Here is a 16,884-nt window from a genome sequence, read left to right as displayed (position 1 = left end):
GTAGCAGCTGAGGGCGTTCCCAGCGCTGGGAAGGCCCTCTGCTGCTACCTAGTTGGGTGGGGAGGAAGGGATGAGGCGGGGTCAGTCGGGGAGGAAGGGATGAGGCGGGGTCAGTCGGGGGAGCCGGGGGCGGCGCGGCGGCCGCTGAGTTTGGGCACCATGCCGGTGGTCCAGTCGGCGAACTCGGCATCGACGTCGTCCTCGGCGGCGGAGAAGTCGGGCCGTTCCTTGAGCTGGCGCATGAGCTCCTTCTTCTCCTTCCGTCCCTCCACCAGCCGGTACAGCACCGGGACGAGCACCAGCGTGAGCGCCGTGGACGAGACCAGCCCGCCGATCACCACGATGGCCAGCGGCTGCGATATGAACCCGCCGCCGCCCGTCATGCCGAGGGCCATGGGGGTCAGCGCGAAGACCGTGGCCAGTGCGGTCATCAGGATGGGGCGGAGCCGCTGCCGGGCACCGTGCGTGATGGCGTCGGCCACGCTCATCCCCGGTTTGCCGCCGCGCGGTTTCCGGTACTGGTTGATGAGGTCGATCAGCACGATCGCGTTGGTGACCACAATGCCCACGAGCATCAGCATGCCGATCAGCGACGGCAGTCCCAGCGGCACCTGCGTGACCAGAAGCAGGGCAACCGCTCCGGTGGCGGCGAACGGCACCGAAACGAGGAGGATCAGCGGCTGGATCAGGGACTTGAACGTCGCCACCATGATCACGTAGACGATGGCGATGGCGGCCAGCAGTGCAAGGCCGAGCTGCCGGAACGATTCTGCCTGCTGGGTGGTGGCACCGCCGATCTCCGCGGTCACCCCGGCCGGCAGGTCCACGGCTTTGAGGCGCTGCTGCACCTCGGCGCTGACGGCGCCCAGGTTGGATCCCGACGGCGTGACGGACACCTGCGCGGTCCGCTGGCCGTTGCTGGAGGTGATGGAAAGGGGGACATCGACCTGTTCGACGGCGGCAATCCGGCTGAGCGGGACCGGGCCGGAGGCGGTTGGGAGCGGGATGTCGCGGACGGCGGCGATACTGGTGAAGCGTTTCCCTTCCCCGATCTGGACGGGGAAATCGTCCGTGTCGATGCGCACCGTGCCCGCGGGGACTGGGCTGATGGTCGAGGCCAGGACGCCGGCCACCTGCTCTTCGGTCAGGCCCGCGGCAACGGCCTTGGCCCGGTCCACCTTGACCTGCACCACAGGCTGGCTGGCGGCGAGGTTTGTGGTCACCTCGCTGCTTCCGGGAACTCCCGTCATGGCCTTCACCATGGCGTCGCTGGCCTTCCTCAGGTCTTCGGAGGTCGCTGCCTTCAGGGTGATGTCCACCGTGGAGGACGTCCCGAAGCCGCCCTGCTGGGAGCCGACGGAGATTTTGCCCGCAGCACCTGCCGTCGCCAGTTCGCTGCGGACGGTCTCCTGCAGCTTGCCCTGGTTCGCTTTTTCGTCGGTGACAACCGTGAACGAGGAATTGGAGGCACCGGAGGACGTCAGCGCGGTGAAACCCGCCTGCGCATTGCCGGAGGTCACCTGGACGTCCCTGATTCCGTCGATGCCAAGGAGCACGTCCTCGACCTTCCGGGCCGCGGCGCTGGTGTCTTCAAGGCTCGTGCCGGCCGGAAGTTCCTGCTTGACCGTCATGCTGTTCTCGCCTGAGCGTCCCAGCAGGTCGGTGGCGAGCAGCGGCGTCATGGCGGCGGTCCCGCCGAGGACCAGGACAGCGGCGACCAGGGTGAGCACCGGGTGCTTCTGGGTCTTGTTCAGCACGGGCAGGTAGCCGCGCTGGAGGATGCTGCGCTGCTCGGTCTCGTGCGCCTGCGCCTGGACCTCCGCGGCGGACAGCGGGGCCTCGGCGCCGCCTCCGGTTGCGGGGCTCTTCAGGAACCAGTACGCGAGCACGGGAACGATGGTCAGGGACACCAGGAGCGAGGAGAGCAGCGCAATGGTGACCGTCAGGGCGAACGGACGGAACAGTTCGCCTGCGAGCTCGCCCACGAAGGCGATCGGGAGGAAGACGGCCACGGTGGTCAGTGTGGATGCCGTGATGGCGCCCGCAACTTCACGGATGGAGGTGAGGATGGCGGTGAGCTTGGCTTCGCCGTAGCTCAGATGCCGCTTGATGTTCTCGATCACCACGATCGAGTCGTCCACCACCCGGCCGATGGCGATGGTCAGCGCACCGAGCGTTAGGATGTTCAGCGAATATCCCGTGCCGGAGAGGCCGATGAAGGTGATGAGCAGCGACAGCGGAATGGAGACGGCGGTGACCAGGGTGGAGCGGACGGACATGAGGAAGAGGAGAATGACGGCCACCGCGAAACCGAGTCCCAGGAGGCCTTCCGTGGTGAGGTCCTTGATGGACTTCTCGATGAAGGGTGCCTGGTCGAAGACGGCGGTGAACTTGGCGTCCGAGCCGAGCTCCGCCTCGAGCTGCGGAAGCAATTCCTTCACCGCGTGCGAGATCGCGACAGTGTCGCCCTCGGGCTTCTTCGTCACGGAAATGGCAAGCGTTTCGCGGCCGTTAGTCCTGGTGATGGACGTCCGGGCGTCATCCTTGATGCTGACGTCGGCCACGGAGCCGATGGTGGTGCCGGCGTTGGCCCCGCTGAGCGGCAGCGCCTTGACCGCGGCTACAGAGTTGACCGGGCTGCCGATCTGCAGGGACAGGCTCTGGCCCTTTTCCTCGATGGTGCCCGCCGGGACAAGATCACCGTTGTTGGTCAGGGCGTTCCGCAGGGACTGGACGCTGGCACCGCCGGCGGCCATCCTGGCCGCGTTCGGCTGGATGAGGATGTGCCGGCTGGCGCCGCCCGTCACGTCGGCGCCGCGGACGCCGTCGAGCTTTTGCAGCCTCGGTACCGACAGGCGCTGGAGGTCCGTGTTCAGCTCACTGAGCGGCTTGTCGGAGGAGACGGCGAGGAAGACGATCGGGAAGTCGCTGATGCTGCCCGCGATGGCCTGGGGCTGGACGTCGTCGGGCAGCGTGCGCTTGGCGTTGGAGATCGCCCGGTCGATCTGGTTCCGGGCCCGGTCCAGGTTGGAACCATAGGTGAACACCAGGCTGATCTGCGAGACCCCATTGCGGGACGTGGACGACGTCGACTCCAGGCCTTCGACGCCGTTCAGCGCGGTCTCCAGCGGCCGGCTGACCTGCTTGTCCACCACCTCGGGCGACGCCCCGGGCATCGACGTGATCACCGTGATCCGCGGGAACTCAATCGAGGGAATGAGTTCCTGCTTCAGCGAGGACATGGTGATCACGCCGAACACCGAGGCGAAGATGGTGATCAGCGCGATGAGTGCGCGGTTCCCGAGGGATAGGTGGGCCAGCCGGAACATCGTGTGATCTCCTGGGTCGACGGACTGTGTGCCTTCGGTGGTGCCTGCCGCAACCCGCGCCGGGTCAGCGCTGGACGGTCATCGCTGGACTGCGGGCGATGCTTCCAGCTGGAGGCTCTTGGCGGTGGCCTTCTCGAGTTCCGCCGCCAGCTCCGGATTTTCGTTGAGCTTGACGCCGTAGCCCGGCATCATTTCCTTGAGCTTGGACTGCCAGCCCTTGAAGTTCTTGGGGAAGGACTTCTGCAGGAGCTCGATCATGATGGGCACGGCCGTGGAGGCTCCCGGTGAAGCGCCGAGGAGCGCGCCGATGGAACCGTCGCGGGCGGCAATCACCTCGGTTCCGAACTGCAGCACACCGCCCTTCTTCGGATCCTTCTTGATGATCTGCACACGCTGGCCGGCGGTGATGAGTTCCCAGTCGCCGTCCTTGGCCTCGGGATAGTACTCGCGCAGCGCCTCCACCTTGTCACCGTGGCGCTTGGCCACCTCTTTGACCAGGTAGGCGGTCAGGTCCATGTTGTCCTTGGCCACGGCGAGCATCGGGATGATGTTGCTCGGCCGGATGGACAGCGGGAGATCCAGGTAGCTGCCGTTCTTCAGGAAGTTCGTGGAGAAGCCGGCGTACGGGCCGAACAGCAGGGAGCGCTTGCCGTTGACGTAGCGGGTGTCCAGGTGCGGCACCGACATGGGCGGCGCGCCGACGGAAGCCTGGCCGTAGACCTTGGCGTTGTGCTGGGATGCGAGGGACGGATCCGTGCAGCGGAAGAACTGGCCGGAGACCGGGAACCCGCCGAAGCCCTTGCTCTCCGGGATGCCGGAAGCCTGCAGCAGGTGCAGCGCTCCGCCGCCCGCGCCGACGAAGACGAACTTGGCCCGGATGCTGCCGCGCTCACCGGAAGCGGGGTGCTTGAGCGAAAGGTCCCAGCCGCCGTCGGACGCCCTGCGGACATCGGTGACGTTGTGGCCGTAGTTGATTTCGACGCCGTTGTTGGCCAGGTAGCCGGTGAGCTCACGGGTCAGGGCACCGAAGTCGACGTCGGTACCTTCGGCGGCGCGGGTGGCGGCGACGCGCTGCTTGGTGTCGCGGCCCTTGACGATCAGCGGCGCCCACTTGGCGATCTGCGCGAAGTCCTCGGAGTACTCCATGCTCCGGAACAGGGTGTGCTCCTTGAGCGCGTTGTACCGGGTCTTGAGGAAGTTCGAGTTGTCATCGCCGATGACGAAGCTCATGTGCGGAACGGTGTTGATGAAACCCTTGGGGGAGCCGATCAGGGAGTTGTCCACCAGATGGGACCAGAACTGGCGGGACAGCTGGTACTGCTCGTTGATGTGCAGTGCCTTGGCAGGATTGACCGAGCCGTCTTTGGCTGCGGGGGAGTAGTTAAGCTCACACAGCGCGGCGTGTCCGGTGCCGGCGTTGTTCCACGGTCCTGAGCTCTCCAGGCCGGCCTCGTCGAGCCGCTCGAACAGGGAAATGGTCCAGTTGGGTTCGAGCTGCTTGATGAAAGCACCCAGCGTGGCGCTCATGATGCCGCCGCCAATGAGGACGACGTCGGCATGTTGGGTCTTGGAAATGAAGGTCACAATCAGTCTCCCGTAGGCGGCTCTGGCTGTCACAGAATATCCCTGCACCGCCCTCTAACTGAAATTGCGCCCCGGCGTCAAGGCCTCAGCTGGACCTTCGTGAAAACTTCATTTAATACCGGCGAGGCGGGATAGCTGATCACCCGGTCGGACAGGGCCAGGGCGGAGATCGGGAAAGCAATGGGCACGGCGGGCAGCGACTCCGCGATCTGGGCGTTGATTGTCTGGTACTGCTGCGTGCGCTCCTGGCCGTCCGGGAGTCCGCGGGCGCGGTCGATCTTGGAGAACACCTGCGGGTCCTGGTAGCCGAACTCGCCGTTCTTCTCGCCGAAGAGCGGCGCCAGGAAGTTGTCCGCGTCGGAGTAGGAGCCGTTCCAGCCGAGCAGGTGCAGGGCATGGTCGCCGGGGTTCTTAACCTTCTGCAGGTAGCCGTCCGTCCAGTCCACGGGAACGGGCTGGATGTTCAGTCCGACTGCCGTGAGCTGGCGGCTGAGCTCCGCGTAGACCTTCTCCGGCGTGGGCAGGTAGGGCCGCGTGACATTCATGGGGTAGTAGAACTTCAGGGCCTGGCCCTTGTAGCCGGCCTCTGCCAGGAGTTCCTTCGCTTTGCTTGGATCGTGGCCCAGCGCGGGTGCGTTGTTGTTGAAGCCGCTCAGCTTGGGCGGAACGAACTGTGAGGCCTGGGCCGTGTTGTCGATGAAGAAGCGCCTGATCAGCGTGTCTTTGTCGATGGCCAGTTCGATGGCCTGGCGGACCTTGAGGTCCTTCAGCACGGGAATTTCCTGGTTCATGCCCAGATACATCACAGAGAAGGGGTCCCGCTGGATGATCTGCTTGCCGCGTTTGACGAGCTGGTCGAAGTTCCCCACCGTCACGGCGTCATAGCCGTCGATCCTGCCGTCCAGCAGGGCCTGCAGCCGCGTCTGCGGGTGGTCGTAGGTCACGAACTGGAGGGTGGCAATCTGTCCCCGGGTGCCCCAGTAGTCCTTGTTGTCCGTAAGGGTGACGCCCGCGCTGTTCCACGCGGAGAAGCGGAAGGGGCCGGTGCCCACAGGGTGGGTGGCGTAGGCGGAAAGTGCCTGGCTCCCGCGCCTAAGGCTGAGCTGGTCGGCCTTACCCGCGGCGAGTGCCTTGGGGGAGGACATGGCAAACGCGGGAAGTGTCAGGGCCTGGAGGAAGCCTGTGAAGCGCTCGGTGAGGCGGATCCGCACCCGCAGGGCCGACAGGGCGGTGCAGGATTTGAAGACGGACAGCTCGGCATGGTCGGCGTGTTCCTTGAACACTCCCTTGAAGGTGGCTCCCGGAGCCTGCTTCCGCAGCGCCTCGGAAAAGTTGAACCAGCGGTCGAAATTGGTGCAGACGGCGTCGGCGTTGAACGGGGAGCCATCGTGAAACCTGACGCCGGGGCGAAGGGTGAATGTGTAGGACAGGCCGTCGGCTGCTTCCGCCCATGCCGTTGCCAGCAGCGGCGTGGGCTCGCCCGTTGTCTGGTCGACGCCCACCAGGCCCTCCAGCACCTGCCGGGTGACCCGCTGCGACTCGACGTCGTTGGCCAGGGCGGGATCCAGGCCCAGAGGCTGCGAGGCCGTGCCGAACGTAAAGGTCTCGGAAGGGGCTGCGGCGGCCGTTGTGGTGCTCGCCGCAGCGGACGACGGCGTGGGCTCGGCTTCGCTCGTACAGGAAGTGAGGGACAGGCCCAGAAGGACGGCGCCGGTCTTGAGGGCCGTACGGCGCGGGATACTGCTGCTGGGCACTCGATTACCACCTCTGGACTGCTGGGGTGCGCGTGGGCGGCTGCTTGCCCGCCACCCAGTCTAATTGACGGATTGCGGACCCTTGGCTTATGCGTGAGCCAGGACACGCCGGCCCGGTTGGCGTCCGGACGGAGCGCGGGGCGGCACCGGGCGGCGCAGGAGGCCCGCACAGCAAAAGACCGCGGTCCGCACCCTCGGGTGCGGACCGCGGTCTTGGCCCGGGACGGGTCCCGGGCCAGGGTCAGTATCTACTTCGGCATCAGCACCGAGTCCACGAGGTAAACGGTGGCATTCGCCGTCTGGACGCCGCCGCAGATCACGTTGGCGCCGTCCACCTTGAGGGCATCCTTGGTGCCGGTCACGGTTACCGATCCGCCCTGCACGGTCTTGTGCGTGCCAACGATCTTGTCCGGAGTGACCTGGCCCGGGACCACGTGGTAGGTGAGGATCTTGCTCAACAGGGCGTCGTCCTTCTTGAGGGTCTCGATCGTTGCCGCATCGACCTTGGCGAAAGCGTCGTCAACCGGCGCGAACACCGTGAACTCGCTGCCGTTCAGCGTATCAACGAGATCGACTTTCGGGTTCAGCTTGCCGGAGACCGCGGCGGTCAGCGTCTTCAGCAACGGGTTGTTCGAGGCGGCGACGGCCACGGGATCCAGGGCCATGCCTGCGACGGAACCCTTGCCGCTGGGAACCTGCTTGGCGTAGTCGGCACAGCCGGGCCCGGCAAGGTTGGCGGCCGGATCCATAGCCGCCGATGTCTCAGACGGTGATGGCGCCATGCTGGAGGCGGACGGCTCGGCGGCGGCCGACGAACTGCTGGACGTGCCGGCGGAGCCGCCGCAAGCGGTGAGGCTCAGCAGAGCGGCGGCTGCAACGCCTGCGACGGTGAAGGTTGAGCGCTTGAAAGACTGCATTTCGGTTCTCCTTAGTTGTGCCGATGAACGGGACCGCAGGGGGTATGGCGTCTCCCGGCGATCCTTTCCGACTGTGGGGCACCGGCCGGGTTGTTGGACAGGTGGCCGGTGTCTCACTGGGTATTCGCCTGGTCGGCGGCAGCGGATGGGTGAACCTGGAAAGATTTTTCGGCGGCCTCGTGGGCGCCCGTTGGCAGTGGCCGGTTAAATGGGGAAATCCCGGGCCGTAGCCCGGGATTTCCCCATTCATTTGCTGTTGTGCGCAAGGGGGGACTTGAACCCCCACGCCCGAAGGCACAGGAACCTAAATCCTGCGTGTCTGCCAATTTCACCACTCGCGCCCGGCCCCGCCTGGTGCGCCCTGCGTGCTGTCAGCAGCAGGAAACGTACGACGGCGGATGCCAGCCTCAATTGTACCGTCACCCGTGCGGTCCTTGCGGCAGGTGCGGCCAGTCTGTCAGGCGCAGGGTTATCCAACCTCTTCGAGCTTGAGGTCCTTGCGCAGCTTGGCGACATGCCCGGTAGCCCGGACGTTGTACTGGGCCACGGCAACTTTGCCGTCCGGGTCCACCACCACGGTGGAACGGATGAGGCCCTCGTAGGTCCGGCCATAGTTCTTCTTCTCGCCCCACGCGGCGTAGGCCTCGGCAACTGCATGGTCCTCGTCCGACAGGAGCGGGAAGGTGAGGCCCTGGGCGTCGGCGAAACTGGCCAGCTTGCCCACCGGGTCAGGCGAAATCCCCAGCACTTCGTAGCCGGCAGCCTGAAGGGATGCCAGGCTGTCCCGGAAGTCGCAGGCCTGCTTGGTGCATCCGGGCGTGGCGGCGGCCGGATAGAAATAAACTATGGTGTTCCGGCCGCGGTAATCGCTGAGGCTCACGTCCGCTCCCGTAGCGTCCTTCAGTGTGAAGGCGGGGGCGGTGTCGCCGGGCGTAAGTTTTTCAGCCAACGTTGTCTCCTTGTTTTGGTGCGGGACATGACAGCTTAGTAAGGCTTCGTGTCGGGTACTAATCAGGCTTAGTTATACTTAGTGCTATGCCTGATATGGATCGCTGGCCCACAGGGCGTCTCTTGTCCACGGCGGCCCGCCTTGTTGAGCACTCATGGAACGAGAAGCTGGGCGCCATCGGCCTGACCCATGCCGGCGTTATCGCCATCGAGGTGCTCTACAACAGTGGCCCCATGACGCAGGCGCAGCTGGCCCAGCTTGTCCGGGTGCAGGCCCAGACCATGGGCAAAACGCTGAGCCGCCTCGAGTCGCACGGGCATATTGTGCGCCAGCGCAGCACGTCGGACCGGCGCAGCCACGTCGTATCGCTCACGGAGCGGGGCACTGAAGCCGTCATGGCTGCAGCAGACATGGAACGGTCGGTCCTCGCCGCAGCGTCCATTGACCCGGATCTGCTCCGCCAGGAACTTCAGGCTGTGGTCCGGGAGCTGGCTAAGCGCTTCGCGTCGCCGGAGACCAACGCCATCGTTGCCAGCGCCGACACCGGGCTGGCCGTCGAGGCCAATTCCTAGCCCGAGGCCCATTCCCGGTATCGGCGGCTACCCGCCGGCAGGGGGAGCGGCAGTGGTCCTGCGTGCCACCAGATGCGGGGTCCGCACGACATGCCCGGCCGACTGGGTTCCTTCAATCCGCGCCGCGGCGCGGTCCACGGCCGCGGCGGCAAGCTGTGGCGCGTCCTGGCTGATCGAGGACAGCTGGACATAGCTGAGCCGTGCGAACTGGCTGTCGTCGTAGCCCAGCACTGACACATCTGCCGGGACCCGTTGCCCCTGTGCCCGGAGGCTCTCGATGACCCCGAGGGCTGACCTGTCGTTGAAGGCGATGACGGCGGTCGGCATGACCGGGCCCAGGGAATTGCCAGCGGTCATCCCGTCTTCCTCCATCGCGCCCCCGGCAATGATGGCCGGCTCCAGGCCACGGCGTTTCATCTCCGCCCGGAAGGCAGACCGGCGCGGTTCGGCGGAGACCGCGGAACCGCCGTCGATATGAACGATCCTCCGGTGCCCCAGGGACACCAGGTGCTCCACCGCCATCCGGATGCCCGCGTAATCATCACTGCTCACGGAATCGGTGGCGTCGCCGACGTCGTTCCGGAGGAGGCTCACCACCGGCACCTGACTGGCATACCGTGCCAGTTCGTCGCTGCTGAGTGTTGGCGAGATCAGGATCAGCGCCTCGGACCCGAAATCCAACAGGGCCTCGATGGTCCGGGCCTCGGGCCTGCCACTGGTGACGCCGCCCAGTGCGAGTTCGTAGCCTTTAGCGCCGGCCTCAGCGTATGCCGCGTCCACAATTTCGGCGTGGAACGCGTGGGCTGTGGAGAAACTGAGGCCCAGGAGTTTGGTCCGGGTACTGCGCAGCAGCCGCGCACGGCTGTCCGGCCGGTAGCCGAGTTCGCGTGCGGCGTCGAGCACTTTCTGTCTCGTGGCTTCTGCCGCGCCGGGCGCGCCGCGCATCACGATGGAAACCAGGGCCCGTGAAACGCCGGCCGCTTCGGCTACGTCCATCAGGGTGGGGCGCCGTTGCTGTTCAGTCATGTTCCTCCCTCCTGCCAGCAGTCTATAGAACGATCTAGACAGAAGCTAAAGGCTGTGCCACGATCAGTTCACTAGAACGATCTAGAAGCCTGAGAAGAAGGATGATTCATGACCTATATTCAGCAGCCCGCCGCCGGCAACCGCCCCGTCCGGCTCGGCCTGATTGGAGCCGGCTGGATCGGCGCCTTCCACGCCGAGTCAGTGGCCCTCCGGATTCCGCATGCGCGGCTGGATGCCGTCGCTGACCCCGCGCTTCCCGCCGCCGAGGCCTTGGCGGGCAAGCTCGGCGTCCCCAGAATCACGGCAGATCCAGCGGACGTGATTAACGACCCCGACATTGATGGGGTCCTGGTGGCATCGCCGGCAAAGTTCCATTCCGGCCTGATTGCGGCTGCGGCCCGGGCCGGGAAAGACGTATTCTGCGAAAAGCCGGGTGGCCGCACTGTTGAAGAACTGGACGAGGCGCTGGCCGCTGCAGAGGCCGCCGGGATTAATGTCCAGTTTGGCTTCAACCGGCGCTTCGCTGCAGACTTCGCCGCCGCGAGGAAACTTATCGACGAGGGCGCAGTAGGTACTCCGCAGCTCCTGCGGTCCCTCACCCGGGACCCGGGCACCGCGGCCGGAATCGCCGTCCCGGAGCGGATCGCGCCCGGAACGATCTTCCTGGAAACGCTGATCCATGATTTCGACACCCTGAACTGGCTGAACCCGGGCGCGGTTCCGCTGAAGGTGCATGCAGTGGCTGACGCCCTCGTGGCCCCCGAAGCGAAAGCCGGAGGCCTGCTGGATACGGCGGTGGTCACGGTCACCTACAGCAACGGGGCCATCGCGGTGGCCGAAGCCAACTTTAATGCCCTGTATGGCTACGACGTGCGGGGCGAAGTCTTCGGATCGGCCGGTATGGTCAGTGCAGGCGGGCCGCGGGCATCAAACGCCGTGAGCTACACAGCCGCGGGCATTGCCTCGGACACCGTGCGGCTGAACATCGATCTCTTCCATGGCGCATATACCGCGGAGCTCGCCCGGTTCGTCGACGGCATTGCGGCCCGCCGGGCCGGACGCGCACCGGGCGGAAAGGCGGTTCCGGGCGGCGTCGATGCCCGCAACGCGCTCGCCGTGGCTCTAGCGGCCATCCGGTCGCACGAGACCGGCCTGCCGGTGGACGTTTCGGCTGTGGCACATCTGCAGGCGGCCGAGCCGGAGCTGCAGCTGGCGGGACAGCACTTCACGGGTCAGCACTTCACGGGTCAGGGCGCATGAGCTTCCGGCTGGCAGCATGCGCCGAGATGATCTACGGCGAGTTGCCCCTCATCGAGCGGGTGCGGCGCATTCATGAGCAGGGGTTCGAGGTGGAACTCTGGGACACGCGGAACCGGGACATTGCAGCACTGGCCGCAACAGGCGCCCGTTTTTCCTCCATGAGCGGCTACTTTGGCGGCAGCCTCATTGATCCGGCCAACGCGGACCGGGTTGTTGAATCGGCGGAGAACCTCATCCCGGCGGCGCTGGAGCTGGGTATCGAGCGAATGGTGGTGCATCCGGCGGAACTTGGCGACGGCGGGGCCGCCGTGCGGCCGCTCCACCGCTCCACCGGGCAAATGTGGCTAACCGGCCTCCGCACCCTGGAGAGGCTGGGCCGGCTCGGTGAACGGCACGGCGTCGTCTTTGCACTGGAAAACCTCAATACGGCCCTGGATCACCCGGGCATACCGCTGGCCCGCGCCAAGGACACCCTGGCGCTGGTGTCCGCCGTCGGCCACCCGCACGTACGGATGATGCTGGATCTCTATCATGCCCAGATTGGCGAAGGAAACCTGATTGAGCTGGTCCGTGCAGCTCTGCCGTGGATCGGGGAAATCCAGGTAGCCGACGTCCCGGGCCGGTTCGAGCCTGGAACGGGGGAGATCAACTACAGCGCCGTAGCAGGGGCGCTCGCCGACGTCGGCTACGCGGGCGTCATTGGACTGGAAGCGGGTGCCTCGGGTGGGCCGGGACTGGCGGCGGGGGATCAGGCGCTGTCGGCGTTCCGGGAGGCCTTCCAGGTGGGATAGCCAGGGGATAAAACTATTATCGTCCTAATGTTAGGACAAACATTGACAAGAGTGATCCGAGTCACGATGATCGGAGATATCAACATTTCGGCCGCTGCGACGTGGCGCGGCCGGAGTCCGGATCAAAGGAGATTTTCGGTGAAGAAATTTTCATGGCGGAAGGCGGCGCTGGTTGCCGCCGTCGTGCCGATGATGGCTCTCAGCGCTTGCTCAAGCAGCGGAGGCAGGCCAGCGGAGAACGCAGATGCCGGGGCCGGCGGCCAGGCCGCGTCGACGCCGCGTATCAAGGTCGCCCTCATCACGCACGCCGCTCCCGGAGACACCTTCTGGGACATTGTCCGCAAGGGCGCTGAGGAAGCCGCGGCCAAAGACAACGTGGAGCTGCTGTACACCTCGGACCCTGAAGGCGGCCGTCAGGCCCAGCTGATCCAACAGGCCGTGGACCAGAAAGTGGACGGCATCGCAGTGACCCTGGCCAAGCCGGACGCCCTGAAGGACGCCCTGAAGAAGGCTACAGATGCCGGCATTCCTGTGGTGAGCCTCAATGCCGGCGAGTCTGTCTTCGCGCAGCTGGGCGCCTTCACGCACTTTGGTTCCAATGAGAAACTCGCCGGTGAAGCGGTGGGCGACAAACTCAACTCCCTCGGACTCAAGCACCCCGTCTGCGTCATCCAGGAACAGGGCCACGTCGGTCTCGAAGCCCGCTGCGCAGGTGTGAAGTCGAAGGTTCCGGCAACCGAGATCCTGTACGTGCAGGGTACGGACATGACCCAGGTGTCCTCCACCGTGACGGCCAAACTGCAGGCCACCGCCGATGCAGACGTCATCATCGGGCTGGGTGCGCCGTACACCCTGACCATCCTCAAGGCGGTGACCACGGCCGGCAGCAAGGCCAAGGTGGCCTCCTTTGACATGAACGCCGAGCTGGCCCAAAAGATTGCCGACGGCGCCGTCGAGTTCACCGTCGACCAGCAGCCATGGCTGCAGGGGTACGGCTCGGTGGACGCGCTGTGGCAGGCCAAGCGCGGCGGCTTCAAACTCGGCGGCGGCCAGCCCGTCCTGACCGGCCCCACCATCGTGGACAAGGCTGGAGCAGCCAACGCCCTCACTTTCGCCCAGCAGGGTATCCGCTAGCAGCCCGCCAGCCCGGTCCGGCGGAGACGCCGGACCGGGCAGCAAGGAGCATTCCAATGACCATGACCCCGACCATTACCAAGCCGGCGGTGACCGACGAACGTGTCGGCCGGCGCAATCCGCTGCAGAAGCTGCTTGGCCGTCCCGAAGTGGGCGCCCTTGTCGGCGCGATCGTGCTGTTCGTGTTTTTCGCGTCCGTGTCCCAGACTTTCATCCAGCCGAATGCGTTCGCCACGGTGCTGTATGGTTCCTCGACCATCGGCATCATGGCGGTGGGCGTGTCACTGCTGATGATCGGCGGCGAGTTTGACCTGTCCACCGGCGTCGCGGTGATCAGTTCTGCCCTGACGGCGTCCCTGTTCAGCTGGTACTTCAGCACCAATGTGTGGGTCGGCGTCGGCCTGGCCCTGGTCGTTTCGCTGGGCATCGGCTTCATTAACGGCTGGATCCTGATCAAGACCAAGCTGCCCAGCTTCATCGTCACCCTCGCCACGTTCCTGATGCTGACCGGCCTGAACCTGGGCCTCACCCGGCTTATCGGCGGGTCCGTATCCTCGCCGTCGATCTCCAACATGGACGGCTTCTCTTCGGCCCAGGCCATTTTCGCATCCTCGGTGACGCTGGGCGGGGTGGAGGTCAAAATCACGGTGTTCATCTGGATCGCGCTGGTGGCGGTGGCCTCGTGGGTGCTGCTGCGCACCCGGGTGGGCAACTGGATCTTCGCGGCCGGCGGCGATGCGAACGCCGCCCGCGCGGTGGGTGTGCCGGTGACCAGGACCAAGATCGGGCTGTTCATGGCCGTGGGGTTCTGCGGCTGGATCCTGGGCATGCACAACCTTTTCGCGTTCGACGCCGTGCAGTCCGGTGAGGGCGTGGGCAACGAGTTCCTCTACATCATCGCCGCGGTGATCGGCGGGTGCCTGCTGACCGGCGGGTACGGTTCGGCCGTGGGCGGGGCGATCGGCGCGTTCATCTTCGGCATGGCCAACAAGGGCATCGTGTACGCGCAGTGGAACCCGGACTGGTTCAAATTCTTCCTGGGCCTGATGCTGCTGCTGGCCACCATCGTCAACCTGATCGTCAAGCGCCGCGCGGAACTGAAGTAAAGGGGCCTGGACCAATGAATGCACACCAGATCGACCAGCAGACGCTGCTGAAAGACGAACAAGACCCGCTGACCCACACTCCGGTGCACCTGCTCTCGCTGGAGAACGTGGGCAAGCACTACGGGAACGTCATCGCCCTGCGTGATGTCACCATGGCCGTGGACAACGGCCGCGTCACCTGCGTGCTCGGGGACAACGGTGCGGGCAAGTCCACGCTGATCAAGATCATCGCCGGCCTGCACCAGCACGACGAAGGCACCTTCAAGATCATGGGCGAGGAACGCAAGCTCAGCTCCCCGCGTGAGGCGCTGGACGCCGGCATCGCCGCCGTGTACCAGGACCTGGCCGTGGTGTCGCTGATGCCGATCTGGCGGAACTTCTTCCTCGGCTCCGAACTGACCACCGGGTCCGGGCCGTTCCGCCGGATGGACGTGCAGCAGATGAAGGACATCACCAAGAAGGAACTGGCGGACATGGGCATCGACCTGCGCGATGTCGAACAGCCCATCGGGCAGCTCTCCGGCGGTGAACGCCAGTGCGTCGCGATCGCCCGGGCCGTGTACTTCGGCGCGAAGGTGCTGATCCTGGACGAACCCACCGCCGCGCTGGGCGTCAAGCAGTCCGGCGTCGTGCTCCGGTACATCCTGCAGGCCCGCGACCGCGGGCTCGGGGTCATTTTCATCACCCACAACCCGCACCACGCCTTCCCGGTCGGGGACCGGTTCCTGCTGCTCAAGCGCGGCAAGTCGATCGGCTACTACGAGAAGAAGGACATCACCATCGACGAACTGACCGCCCAGATGGCCGGCGGTGCCGAACTGGCCGAACTCGCCCACGAACTCGAACAGCTCGGCGGCCACAGCGACATCGTCAAGGAAGTCCAGGCCGAAGTCGCCGACGTGACCGACTCCACGGCCGACGCCGGCCGGGCGCCGGAATAGGGGAGCCGTGACTGGGAGCGGCATGAAAGAAGTAACTCTTGGACTCGTGGGAGTGGGCCGAATCGGCGCCATGCACGCCCGCAACATCACCGGCCTGAAGGAGCTGACGGGGCCGCAGGGCACCCAGGTGCACCTTAAGCTGACCGACGTTGCCGCGGAGCACGCCCGGACCCTGGCGGGCGGAATCGGCGCTGGGTTCCTTCCCTCCGTTGAAGCCCTGCTGGAGTCCGGCATCGACGGGCTGGTCATCGCCACCGGAACGGCTACGCATCCGGACCTGATCAAGGCCGGTGTGGACGCCGGGATCCCGGTGTTCTGCGAAAAGCCTGTTGCCGTGAACGTCGAGGAATCACTGCCCGTCCTCGACCATATCCGCGCCACAGGCGGCACTGTGCAGATCGGACACCAGCGCCGGTTCGACCCGGGTTACCTGGAGGCCAAGCGAGCCTTTGAAGCCGGGGAGCTGGGGTGGCTTCACACGGTCAGGGCGGTGACGTGCGACATGACGCCGCCGCCGGTGGAGTTCCTCGCGACGTCCGGCGGCCTCTTCCGCGACTGCTCCGTCCACGACTTCGATATTCTCCGCTGGCTCACCGGCAAGGAAATCGTGGAGGTCTTCGCCAAGGGTTCCAACAACGGTGACCCCGCAATCGGCGCCGTCGGAGACGTTGATACGGCGCTGGCCGTGGTGACGTTCGACGACGGCAGCGTAGGCACCGTCTCGGCCACCCGCTACAACGGGGCAGGACACGACGTCCGGCTGGAACTCCAGGGGTCCGCCGGGTCCGTCATGGTGGGGATGGATGAGCAGATGGCGATGATCTCGGCCGAAACCGCAGTGGGTTTCCCGGCGGGGCCGCCGCACAGGACGTTCGCCGAGAGGTTCCACACGGCGTACCGTGCAGAGATGGCGGCCTTCGTCGAACTGGTGCTCGGGAAGCGGCAGAACCCGTGCACGCCGGAGGACGCCGTCGCAGCGTCCATGGTGGCGGACGCCGCCCAGGCGTCGCTGCAGTCCGGGGAGCCGGTGCGGGTCGCGCTCCAGACCGCGGGCTGACGCGGGAACCAGGTGCCGTTGCCTGTTTCAGGAACGACAAAGCCCCGCCTTCAGGTTTGTGACCTTGAAGGCGGGGCTTCGGTAGTGGTGCACCCCCCGGGACTTGAACCCGGAACCCATTGATTAAGAGTCAATTGCTCTGCCAATTGAGCTAGAGGTGCATTTGCTGTTTCGGTCATCCGCGGGCTTTTGTTTCCCTCGTTGACCTCCGCAACGACATGAAACTCTACACGAAGTTTTGGTTATGACAACACCGCTCCCGGCGCAGCCACTTCCGGGAAACCACAAAGCCCCGCCTTCAGGCTTGTGGCCATGAAAGCGGGGCTTCGATAGTGGTGCACCCCCCGGGACTTGAACCCGGAACCCATTGATTAAGAGTCAATTGCTCTGCCAATTGAGCTAGAGGTGCATCTGCTGTTTCGGTCGTCCGCGGGCTTTTTGTTTCCCTCGTTGACCTCCGCAAC

Annotated in this window: 13 protein-coding genes and 3 tRNA genes; 7 read left to right on the top strand and 9 right to left on the bottom strand. The window is 65.5% G+C overall.

Going from position 1 to position 16,884, the window contains the following annotated elements:
* Positions 1 to 110: 110 nt before the first annotated feature.
* The 6 genes from ABRP34_RS05375 to bcp form a co-directional block, all read right to left on the bottom strand.
* A complete protein-coding gene (locus ABRP34_RS05375; protein WP_353712505.1) occupies positions 111 to 3,329 on the bottom strand; it encodes an efflux RND transporter permease subunit in 3,219 nt (1,072 codons plus the stop codon).
* Positions 3,330 to 3,407: 78 nt separating this feature from the next.
* Positions 3,408 to 4,913, bottom strand: coding sequence for a malate:quinone oxidoreductase (locus ABRP34_RS05370; protein ID WP_043419951.1), 1,506 nt, complete (start codon positions 4,911 to 4,913; stop codon positions 3,408 to 3,410).
* A 77-nt stretch (positions 4,914 to 4,990) separates the two neighbouring features.
* Positions 4,991 to 6,667: an ABC transporter substrate-binding protein gene (locus ABRP34_RS05365; RefSeq protein ID WP_353712504.1), complete on the bottom strand. Its 1,677-nt coding sequence runs from the start codon at positions 6,665 to 6,667 to the stop codon at positions 4,991 to 4,993.
* A gap of 248 nt (positions 6,668 to 6,915) precedes the next feature.
* Positions 6,916 to 7,584: a fasciclin domain-containing protein gene (locus tag ABRP34_RS05360; RefSeq protein WP_353712503.1), complete on the bottom strand. Its 669-nt coding sequence runs from the start codon at positions 7,582 to 7,584 to the stop codon at positions 6,916 to 6,918.
* A gap of 259 nt (positions 7,585 to 7,843) precedes the next feature.
* A tRNA-Leu gene (locus ABRP34_RS05355) sits at positions 7,844 to 7,925 on the bottom strand.
* Positions 7,926 to 8,053: 128 nt separating this feature from the next.
* Positions 8,054 to 8,533, bottom strand: a complete 480-nt coding sequence (bcp, locus tag ABRP34_RS05350) for a thioredoxin-dependent thiol peroxidase (protein WP_003805835.1) — start codon at positions 8,531 to 8,533, stop codon at positions 8,054 to 8,056.
* A 95-nt stretch (positions 8,534 to 8,628) separates the two neighbouring features.
* Here bcp and ABRP34_RS05345 point away from each other — a divergent pair, with 95 nt between their 5' ends.
* Entirely contained in the window at positions 8,629 to 9,105 is a 477-nt protein-coding gene (locus ABRP34_RS05345) for a MarR family transcriptional regulator (protein WP_043419948.1), read from the top strand.
* Between the two features lie 27 nt (positions 9,106 to 9,132).
* Here the strand turns inward: ABRP34_RS05345 and ABRP34_RS05340 are convergent, their stop codons facing one another.
* A complete protein-coding gene (locus ABRP34_RS05340; protein WP_353712502.1) occupies positions 9,133 to 10,131 on the bottom strand; it encodes a LacI family DNA-binding transcriptional regulator in 999 nt (332 codons plus the stop codon).
* A gap of 108 nt (positions 10,132 to 10,239) precedes the next feature.
* Between ABRP34_RS05340 and ABRP34_RS05335 the strand changes: the two genes are divergently transcribed.
* The 6 genes from ABRP34_RS05335 to ABRP34_RS05310 all read left to right on the top strand — a co-directional run bounded on the left by ABRP34_RS05335 (position 10,240) and on the right by ABRP34_RS05310 (position 16,420).
* Complete coding sequence (locus ABRP34_RS05335; RefSeq protein ID WP_353712501.1) at positions 10,240 to 11,391, top strand: Gfo/Idh/MocA family oxidoreductase; 1,152 nt, start codon at positions 10,240 to 10,242, stop codon at positions 11,389 to 11,391.
* On the top strand, positions 11,388 to 12,182 hold the full coding sequence (locus ABRP34_RS05330; protein WP_353712500.1) for a TIM barrel protein: 795 nt from the start codon (positions 11,388 to 11,390) through the stop codon (positions 12,180 to 12,182). Before ABRP34_RS05335 ends, ABRP34_RS05330 begins: the two co-directional genes overlap by 4 nt.
* Before the next feature lie 138 nt (positions 12,183 to 12,320).
* Positions 12,321 to 13,316 carry a substrate-binding domain-containing protein gene (locus ABRP34_RS05325; protein ID WP_353712499.1) on the top strand — a complete coding sequence of 332 codons (996 nt, stop codon included), beginning with the start codon at positions 12,321 to 12,323 and terminating at the stop codon, positions 13,314 to 13,316.
* Between the two features lie 56 nt (positions 13,317 to 13,372).
* Positions 13,373 to 14,422 (top strand): ABC transporter permease, encoded by a 1,050-nt coding sequence (locus tag ABRP34_RS05320; protein ID WP_353712498.1) that lies wholly within the window; start codon positions 13,373 to 13,375, stop codon positions 14,420 to 14,422.
* 14 nt (positions 14,423 to 14,436) lie between these two features.
* Positions 14,437 to 15,363, top strand: a complete 927-nt coding sequence (locus ABRP34_RS05315) for an ATP-binding cassette domain-containing protein (RefSeq protein ID WP_353712497.1) — start codon at positions 14,437 to 14,439, stop codon at positions 15,361 to 15,363.
* Positions 15,364 to 15,385: 22 nt separating this feature from the next.
* A complete protein-coding gene (locus ABRP34_RS05310; protein ID WP_353712496.1) occupies positions 15,386 to 16,420 on the top strand; it encodes a Gfo/Idh/MocA family oxidoreductase in 1,035 nt (344 codons plus the stop codon).
* 85 nt (positions 16,421 to 16,505) lie between these two features.
* On the opposite strand, the gene ABRP34_RS05305 is transcribed toward ABRP34_RS05310, so the two are convergent.
* Positions 16,506 to 16,581, bottom strand: a tRNA-Lys gene (locus tag ABRP34_RS05305).
* Positions 16,582 to 16,753: 172 nt separating this feature from the next.
* Positions 16,754 to 16,829: transfer RNA gene (locus tag ABRP34_RS05300), tRNA-Lys, on the bottom strand.
* Between the last annotated feature and the right edge of the window lie 55 nt (positions 16,830 to 16,884).

The sequence above is a fragment of the Arthrobacter sp. K5 genome (assembly GCF_040448525.1).
Lineage (GTDB): Bacteria > Actinomycetota > Actinomycetes > Actinomycetales > Micrococcaceae > Arthrobacter > Arthrobacter globiformis.
This window is presented reverse-complemented; position numbering and strand designations above follow the sequence as displayed.

Coding starts and splice junctions, on each gene's coding strand:
- ABRP34_RS05315 (WP_353712497.1), top strand. CDS start 14,437: ATGAATGCACACCAGATCGACCAGCAGACGCTGCTGAAAGACGAACAA.
- ABRP34_RS05340 (WP_353712502.1), bottom strand. CDS start 10,131: ATGACTGAACAGCAACGGCGCCCCACCCTGATGGACGTAGCCGAAGCG.
- ABRP34_RS05360 (WP_353712503.1), bottom strand. CDS start 7,584: ATGCAGTCTTTCAAGCGCTCAACCTTCACCGTCGCAGGCGTTGCAGCC.
- ABRP34_RS05320 (WP_353712498.1), top strand. CDS start 13,373: ATGACCATGACCCCGACCATTACCAAGCCGGCGGTGACCGACGAACGT.
- ABRP34_RS05375 (WP_353712505.1), bottom strand. CDS start 3,329: ATGTTCCGGCTGGCCCACCTATCCCTCGGGAACCGCGCACTCATCGCG.
- ABRP34_RS05345 (WP_043419948.1), top strand. CDS start 8,629: ATGGATCGCTGGCCCACAGGGCGTCTCTTGTCCACGGCGGCCCGCCTT.
- ABRP34_RS05310 (WP_353712496.1), top strand. CDS start 15,386: ATGAAAGAAGTAACTCTTGGACTCGTGGGAGTGGGCCGAATCGGCGCC.
- ABRP34_RS05335 (WP_353712501.1), top strand. CDS start 10,240: ATGACCTATATTCAGCAGCCCGCCGCCGGCAACCGCCCCGTCCGGCTC.
- ABRP34_RS05330 (WP_353712500.1), top strand. CDS start 11,388: ATGAGCTTCCGGCTGGCAGCATGCGCCGAGATGATCTACGGCGAGTTG.